The sequence below is a fragment of the Rhizobacter sp. genome (genome assembly GCF_031412495.1).
Classification (GTDB): domain Bacteria; phylum Pseudomonadota; class Gammaproteobacteria; order Burkholderiales; family Burkholderiaceae_C; genus Schlegelella_A.
In genome coordinates, this window is sequence record NZ_JANODC010000263.1 from 1 (window position 1) to 6,868 (window position 6,868).

The following is a 6,868-nucleotide window of genomic DNA, read 5'->3' on the forward strand; positions in this document are numbered from 1 at the left end:
GTCGCGGCGGCGGCGGCGGTTCATCGGGCGGTGGCAACGGCGGCGGCTTCGGCGGCGGCTTCGGCGGCAGCGGACGTCGCGGCCGTTGACCGCCCTGGCGCGGCCGGCCGGGCCCGCCCCCTACAATCGAAGGCTTTGCCCAAGCCCTCCGGAGAACAGGATATGGCCCTCGAACGCACCCTTTCGATCATCAAGCCCGACGCGGTGGCCAAGAACGTCATCGGGCAGATCTACGCACGCTTCGAGGGGGCCGGCTTGAAGGTCGTGGCGGCGCGGATGGCGCATCTGTCGCGAAGCGAGGCCGAGGCCTTCTACGCGGTGCACAAGGCGCGTCCGTTCTTCGGTGACCTGGTCTCCTTCATGATCTCGGGGCCGGTCATGATCCAGGTGCTCGAAGGCGAGGACGCCATCGCCAAGAACCGGCAGCTGATGGGCGCCACCGATCCGAAGAAGGCCGACAAGGGGACGATCCGCGCGGACTTCGCGGCGAGCATCGATGCCAACGCGGTGCACGGCTCCGACGCGGCGGAGACCGCGGCGATCGAGATCGGCTTCTTCTTCGCCGGCATGAACATCCACGGGCGCTGACGGCCCACGCGGCATGGTGAACCTGCTCCAGTTCGATCGCGACGCGCTCGGGGACTGGTGCGAGCTGCGGGGCGAGAAGCGCTTCCGCGCGACCCAGCTGTTCCGCTGGATCCATCAGCGCGGCGTCGGCGACTTCGCGGCCATGTCCGACCTGGCGCAGGGCTTTCGCGACAAGCTCGTCGGCGCGGCCGAGGTGGCGAGCCTGCCGATCGTCAGCGAACAGGTTGCCGCCGACGGCACGATCAAGTGGCTGTTCGACGTCGGCGGCGGCGACGCGGTGGAAACCGTGTTCATTCCGGAAACCGGGCGCGGCACGCTGTGCATCTCGTCGCAGGCCGGCTGTGCGGTGAATTGCAGTTTCTGCGCCACCGGGCACCAGGGTTTCAGCCGCAACCTGGGCACGGCCGAGATCGTCGCGCAGCTGCGCCACGCCGAGTTCGAGCTGCGTCGCCGCCTCTCGTTGGCGGCCGGAGAGCGCGCCGTCACCAACGTCGTCATGATGGGCATGGGCGAACCGCTGCAGAACTACGGCGCGCTGGTGCCGGCCCTTCGCACGATGCTCGACGACCACGGCTACGGCCTGTCGCGCCGACGGGTGACCGTCTCGACCTCGGGCGTCGTGCCGATGATCGACCGTCTGCGCGACGATTGCCCGGTCGCGCTCGCCGTGTCGCTCCATGCACCCGACGATGCGCTGCGCGACGCGCTCGTTCCGCTCAATCGCAAGTACCCGATCGCCGAGCTGCTCGCCGCCTGCCGGCGCTACCTCGGGCGCGCGCCGCGCGACTTCGTCACCGTCGAGTACTGCATGCTCGACGGCGTCAACGACTCTCCGACGCAGGCCGAGGCCTTGCTGCAGCTCGTTCACGGCGACGGCACGGCTGCGCGGCCGGGACTGCCCTGCAAGATCAACCTCATTCCCTTCAACCCGTTCGCCGCGTCGGGGCTGAAGCGCTCGCCGCCGGCGCGCGTGGCGGCGTTCGCGAAGGTCCTGCAGGACGGCGGCGTCGTGACGACGGTCCGGCGCACGCGCGGCGACGATATCGCCGCGGCCTGCGGCCAGCTCGCCGGCGAGGTGCAGGATCGCACCGGGGTGGAGCAGAGGCGGGCGCGTGCCGCGGCGGTGCCTGTGGCGCCGCCGCGCTCGCGGCGGGCCGCGCCTGCGGGCAGCATGGAACGGGCACGGTGAGAACGATGGCTGGTGAATGGGTTCGTTGCGTCCGCTGGCTGTCGCTCGGCGGCGCCCTGGGCGCCCTCCTCGCGGGCTGCGCCGTGCCGACACCGCCGGTCGCTGCAGCGAACGAGACGCGCGACCGGGTCACCGCCTCCGACGAGCCCGAGGCGCAGAAGCGGGCGCGGGCGCGGATGGAGCTCGCTTCGGCCTACTTCGAGCGCGGGCAGATGACGACCGCGCTGGACCAGGTCAAGCAGGCGATCGCGGCCGATCCGCTCTACGGCGAGGCCTTCAACCTGCGCGGGCTCATCTACAGCAACATGGGCGATCTGGTGCTCGCCGAAGAGAGCTTCCGGCGTGCGCTGCAGCTCAATGCGCGCGACGCCGACGCGATGCACAACTATGGCTGGTTCCTCTGCCAGCACAAGCGTTACGGCGACTCGACGGCGCAGTTCACGCAGGCCCTGGCCGTGCCGCAGTACCGCGGCGCATCGCGGACCCTGCTCGCGCTCGGCGTCTGCCAGGCCTTCGCCGGCCAGCTCGCCGATGCCGACGCGACTCTGTCGCGCGCCTACGAGCTCGATCCCGGCAACCCGTTCACCGGGACCAACCTGTCCGAGGTGCTCTTCAAGCGCGGCGAGTTCGAGCGCGCCCGCTTCTACATCCGCCGCGTCAATGCCCTGCCCAACGTGACGAACGCGCAGACCTTGTGGCTCGCCGCCCGCATCGAGCACAAGCTCGGCAACGAGCAGGGCGCGCTGGAGTTCGGCAACCAGTTGCGCAACCGCTTCCCCAATGCGCGCGAGGCAGCGGCCTTCTCGCGCGGCGCATTCGATGAGTGACGAGGTCGCTGCAGCGCCCCCTGCAGCGGCAACGGCCGGTCGCCTGCTGCGGGAAGCGCGCGAGCGGCAAGGGCTGCACATCGTCGCGCTGTCGGCCATGATCAAGGTGGCGCCCAAGAAGCTCGAGCTGCTCGAGGCGGACCGGATCGATGCCTTGCCAGACGCCACGTTCGCACGGGCCTTGGCCCAGACCGTCTGTCGCGCCCTCAAGATCGACGCCGCTCCGGTCCTCGCGCTGCTGCCGGTCGCCGGGCACCGTCTCGAGCAGCTCGGGCGCAGCCTGAACACGCCGTTCCGCGAGCGCCCTGGAGCGCTCGTGCAGCGCGAGGGGCCCACTGTGGCCAGCAGCCCGGCGTTCTGGATCACCGGGCTCGTCCTCCTGGCAGCCGTGACCGTGTACCTGCTTCCGGCCGGGCTCATCCGGACGGGCAGCAGCCGCGTGCAGGCCGCGTCCGCGCCGGACCCGCGGACCAACGAAGTGCCCGGCATGCCGCCCGACGTTTCGGCGAGCACGCCGAACCCGGCGCTGCCGGGCGAACCCAATGGCCTGTCGCCGGCGTCGGCGCTGCCCGGCGCGCCGCCGCCGGAGCCGCCCGCCGCCGACGTTCCGCCGGTGCCCGTGCCGGCTCCGGCGCTTCCGTCCGGCCCCGGCGCCGTTCCCAGATAGTCGATCGTGGAGGCGACCATGCGCGACGACCTTGCTGCAGCCCTCGACTCGTTCGTCGAGCCGGCGCATCCGGCGCCGCGTCGTTCGCGCCAGGCGACGGTGCGCTGGGGCTCGCGGGTGGTGACGGTCGGCGGCGATGCACCGGTGCGGGTCCAGTCCATGACCAACACCGACACCGTCGATGCGGTCGGCACCGCGATCCAGGTCAAGGAGCTCGCGATCGCCGGCTCCGAGATGGTCCGCATCACCGTCAACACGCCCGAAGCCGCGGCGGCCGTGCCCTACATCCGCGAGCAGCTCGACCGCATGGGCATCGACGTGCCGCTGATCGGCGACTTCCACTACAACGGGCATCGCCTGCTCACCGACTACCCGGCCTGTGCCGAAGCGCTCTCGAAGTACCGCATCAACCCGGGCAATGTCGGCAAGGGCGACAAGCACGATCGCCAGTTCGCGGAGATGGTCGAGGCGGCGGTCCGCTACGCGAAGCCGGTCCGCATCGGCGTCAACTGGGGCAGCCTCGACCAGGAGCTGCTGACCGAGCTGATGGACGAGAACGCGCACCTCGCCGAGCCGCACGAGCCGCGCCAGATCATGTACCGGGCGATCCTGCTCTCGGCGATCCAGTCGGCGCGCCGCGCCGAGGAGATCGGCCTGGCGCCGGAGCAGATCATCCTGTCCTGCAAGATGTCCGGCGTGCAGGACCTTATCAGCGTCTACCGCGCCCTGGCGCGCCGCTGCGACTACCCGCTGCACCTCGGCCTCACCGAAGCGGGGATGGGAACGAAGGGAACGGTCGCCTCGGCGGCGGCGCTCGCCGTCCTCCTGCAGGAAGGTATCGGCGACACGATCCGCGTCTCCCTGACGCCGCAGCCCGGCGAAGCGAGGACCCAGGAGGTCGTCGTCGCCCTGGAGATCCTGCAGTCGCTCGGCCTGCGCGCCTTCAACCCGAGCGTCACCGCCTGCCCCGGCTGCGGCCGGACGACGAGCACCACCTTCCAGGAGCTCGCCAAGCAGATCGACGATTTCCTGCGCGCCCAGATGCCGGTCTGGAAGGCCCGCTATCCCGGGGTCGAGACGATGAAGGTCGCGGTCATGGGCTGCATCGTCAACGGCCCCGGCGAGAGCAAGCATGCGGACATCGGCATCAGCCTGCCCGGCACCGGCGAGGCGCCGGCCGCGCCGGTGTTCATCGACGGCGAGAAGGCCCTGACCCTGCGCGGCGACAACATCGCCGGCGAGTTCCACGCGCTGGTCGAGCGCTACATCGAGAAGCGCTTCGGCTCGACCGCGGTCGCATGACCGCCGGCATGAGAGCGAACGCGCGAAGCCGCCGATGAGCGGGATCCTGCGCGCCGTCAAGGGCATGAACGACATCCTGCCGCCGGAGTCGTCGCGCTGGGAGTGGTTCGAGGACAAGGTGCGCTCGCTCATGCGCCGCTACGCCTACGTCAACGTGCGAACACCCGTGGTCGAGCCGACGGCGCTCTTCGTGCGCGGCCTCGGCGAAGTGACCGACATCGTCGAGAAGGAGATGTACTCCTTCGAGGACGCGATGAACGGCGACCGGCTGACGCTGCGCCCGGAGGCGACGGCCGGGATCGTTCGCGCCATGATCGAGCACAACGCGCTCTACAACGGGCCGCTGCGCGTGTGGAGCCAGGTGGCGGTGTTTCGCCACGAGCGGCCGCAGAAGGGCCGCTACCGGCAGTTCCACCAGATCGACGTCGAGGCGCTCGGCCACCCGGGCCCGGACGTCGACGCCGAGCAGATCCTGATGTGCCGGGCCCTGCTGCAGGACCTCGGCCTCCAGGTCGGCGCGGACGTCCGCCTCGAGCTCAACAGCCTGGGCCAGGCGAACGAGCGCAGCGCCCACCGCGCCGCGCTGATCGCCCACCTCGAGCGGCACGCGGACGCGCTCGACGACGACGCCCGGCGACGCCTGCACAGCAACCCCTTGCGCGTCCTCGACAGCAAGAACCCGGCGATGCAGGAGATCGTCGAAGCGGCGCCGCGGCTGATGGAGTTCCTGGGCGCCGAGTCGCTCGCCCACTTCGCCGCGGTGCGCCGGGTGCTCGACGCCGCCGGGCTCGCCTACCGCGTCAACCCGCGTCTGGTTCGCGGGCTCGACTACTACAACCTCACCGTGTTCGAGTGGGTCACCGATCGGCTCGGTGCCCAGGGCACGGTCTGCGGCGGCGGCCGCTACGACGGCCTTTTCGAGCAGCTCGGTGGCAAGCGGACGCCGGCGGTCGGCTGGGGCATGGGCATCGAGCGCATGCTGCTGCTGCTCGAGGCGGCCGGCACGTCGATGCCGGCGACCGCGGTCGACGTCTACGCCATCGTTCCCGAAGCGGCGGCGCTCGCGGTGGCGATGCGCACCTGCGAGGCGCTGCGCGCTGCCGGCCTTTCGGTGCAGATGCACGCCGCGGCTGCCGACGGAGCGGGCAGCATGAAGTCGCAATTCAGGAAGGCCGACGCGAGCGGTGCCCGCTTCGCCCTGGTCTTCGGCCCCGATGAACTGGCGCGGGGCGAAGCGGGTCTGAAGGACCTGCGCGATCCTTCGATACCGCAGATCGCGGTCCCCCTCGAGCCCATCGACCGGCTCCTTTCCCGCATCCCGGGCGCGCCACCTCGCGCTTCATAATCTCGGGTTCCCCTGAGAAAACCCATGGCCAGCCACCTCGACCTCGAAGAACAGGAACAACTCGACCAGCTCAAGGCGTTCTGGAAGCAGTACGGCAACCTCGTCACCTGGGTCCTGATCCTGGCCCTCGGCAGCTATGCGGCGTGGAACGGCTGGAACCTGTGGCAACGCGACCAGGGCGCCAAGGCCGGCTCGCTGTACGACGAGCTCGACAAGGCCGCCCGCGCCGGCGACGCGGACCGCACGACGCGCATCTTCGCGGACATGAAGGAGCGCTACCCGCGCGCCACCTTCAGCCACCAGGGCGGGCTGGTCGCCGCGCGCACGGCTGCCGACAAGGGCCAGCTCGACGCCGCCAAGGCGAGCCTGGCCTGGGTCGCCGAGCACGCCGGCCAGGACGAGTACCGCGCCATCGCGCACCTGCGCCTGGCCGGAATCCTGCTCGACGAGAAGAAGTTCGACGAGGCGCTGAAGCAGGTCGATGCGGTCGGCGCGGGCGAGTTCGCCGCGCTGGCGGCCGACCGGCGCGGCGACATCCTGCAGCTGCAGGGCAAGTCCGACGAAGCGAAGGCTGCGTACCAGAAGGCGTGGCAGGGCATGGATGCGAAGGTCGACTACCGGCGCGTCGTCGAGGCCAAGCTGAACGTGCTCGGCGGCGCCCCGGCGGCCAGCGCCGCCGTCGCGGCTTCGGGAGCCGGTCGATGAGCGCGGCGGGCCGCTGCCGAGCAGCTCGTGCTCGCCCTTCGACCTGGCTCGCCGCGCTTCTCGGCGCGGCGCTCCTCGGCGCGTGCGCCCTCGGCTCCGGCCGCCCGGACCCGAAGCCGCTCGAGCCCATCACCGCGCCGATCACGGTCCGTCCGGCCTGGAACCAGGGCATCGGCGCGGTCCAGTTTCCGCTGACCGTGGCCGTCAACGCCGGCGTGCTCACCGTCGCCGCCAGCGACGGCAGC

Annotated in this window: 7 protein-coding genes and 1 pseudogene; all 8 read left to right on the forward strand. The window is 71.0% G+C overall.

Annotated features, from left to right (window positions below):
- Positions 1-162 precede the first annotated feature (162 nt).
- On the forward strand, positions 163-588 hold the full coding sequence (ndk, locus tag AC30N0_RS10010; protein ID WP_489517775.1) for a nucleoside-diphosphate kinase: 426 nt from the start codon (positions 163-165) through the stop codon (positions 586-588).
- Between the two features lie 13 nt (positions 589-601).
- Positions 602-1,777 carry a dual-specificity RNA methyltransferase RlmN gene (rlmN, locus tag AC30N0_RS10015; RefSeq protein WP_489517776.1) on the forward strand — a complete coding sequence of 392 codons (1,176 nt, stop codon included), beginning with the start codon at positions 602-604 and terminating at the stop codon, positions 1,775-1,777.
- A 5-nt stretch (positions 1,778-1,782) separates the two neighbouring features.
- Complete coding sequence (gene pilW / locus AC30N0_RS10020; RefSeq protein WP_489517781.1) at positions 1,783-2,604, forward strand: type IV pilus biogenesis/stability protein PilW; 822 nt, start codon at positions 1,783-1,785, stop codon at positions 2,602-2,604.
- Entirely contained in the window at positions 2,597-3,271 is a 675-nt protein-coding gene (locus AC30N0_RS10025; protein ID WP_489517777.1) for a helix-turn-helix domain-containing protein, read from the forward strand. The genes pilW and AC30N0_RS10025 overlap by 8 nt, the downstream gene beginning before the upstream one ends.
- An 18-nt stretch (positions 3,272-3,289) precedes the next feature.
- Complete coding sequence (gene ispG, locus AC30N0_RS10030) at positions 3,290-4,573, forward strand: flavodoxin-dependent (E)-4-hydroxy-3-methylbut-2-enyl-diphosphate synthase (RefSeq protein WP_489517778.1); 1,284 nt, start codon at positions 3,290-3,292, stop codon at positions 4,571-4,573.
- A 34-nt stretch (positions 4,574-4,607) separates the two neighbouring features.
- Complete coding sequence (hisS, locus tag AC30N0_RS10035; RefSeq protein WP_489517779.1) at positions 4,608-5,918, forward strand: histidine--tRNA ligase; 1,311 nt, start codon at positions 4,608-4,610, stop codon at positions 5,916-5,918.
- 24 nt (positions 5,919-5,942) lie between these two features.
- Positions 5,943-6,623 carry a YfgM family protein gene (locus tag AC30N0_RS10040; RefSeq protein ID WP_489517780.1) on the forward strand — a complete coding sequence of 227 codons (681 nt, stop codon included), beginning with the start codon at positions 5,943-5,945 and terminating at the stop codon, positions 6,621-6,623.
- Positions 6,620-6,868 (forward strand): annotated as a pseudogene (locus AC30N0_RS10045) (outer membrane protein assembly factor BamB); the annotation flags it as partial. The gene AC30N0_RS10040 and the pseudogene AC30N0_RS10045, both read left to right, overlap by 4 nt.

What these genes read in the sequence shown, in the direction of transcription:
- ndk (WP_489517775.1), top strand. Translation starts at nt 163, where the DNA reads ATGGCCCTCGAACGCACCCTTTCGATCATCAAGCCCGACGCGGTGGCC.
- rlmN (WP_489517776.1), top strand. Translation starts at nt 602, where the DNA reads ATGGTGAACCTGCTCCAGTTCGATCGCGACGCGCTCGGGGACTGGTGC.
- pilW (WP_489517781.1), top strand. Translation starts at nt 1,783, where the DNA reads ATGGCTGGTGAATGGGTTCGTTGCGTCCGCTGGCTGTCGCTCGGCGGC.
- AC30N0_RS10025 (WP_489517777.1), top strand. Translation starts at nt 2,597, where the DNA reads ATGAGTGACGAGGTCGCTGCAGCGCCCCCTGCAGCGGCAACGGCCGGT.
- ispG (WP_489517778.1), top strand. Translation starts at nt 3,290, where the DNA reads ATGCGCGACGACCTTGCTGCAGCCCTCGACTCGTTCGTCGAGCCGGCG.
- hisS (WP_489517779.1), top strand. Translation starts at nt 4,608, where the DNA reads ATGAGCGGGATCCTGCGCGCCGTCAAGGGCATGAACGACATCCTGCCG.
- AC30N0_RS10040 (WP_489517780.1), top strand. Translation starts at nt 5,943, where the DNA reads ATGGCCAGCCACCTCGACCTCGAAGAACAGGAACAACTCGACCAGCTC.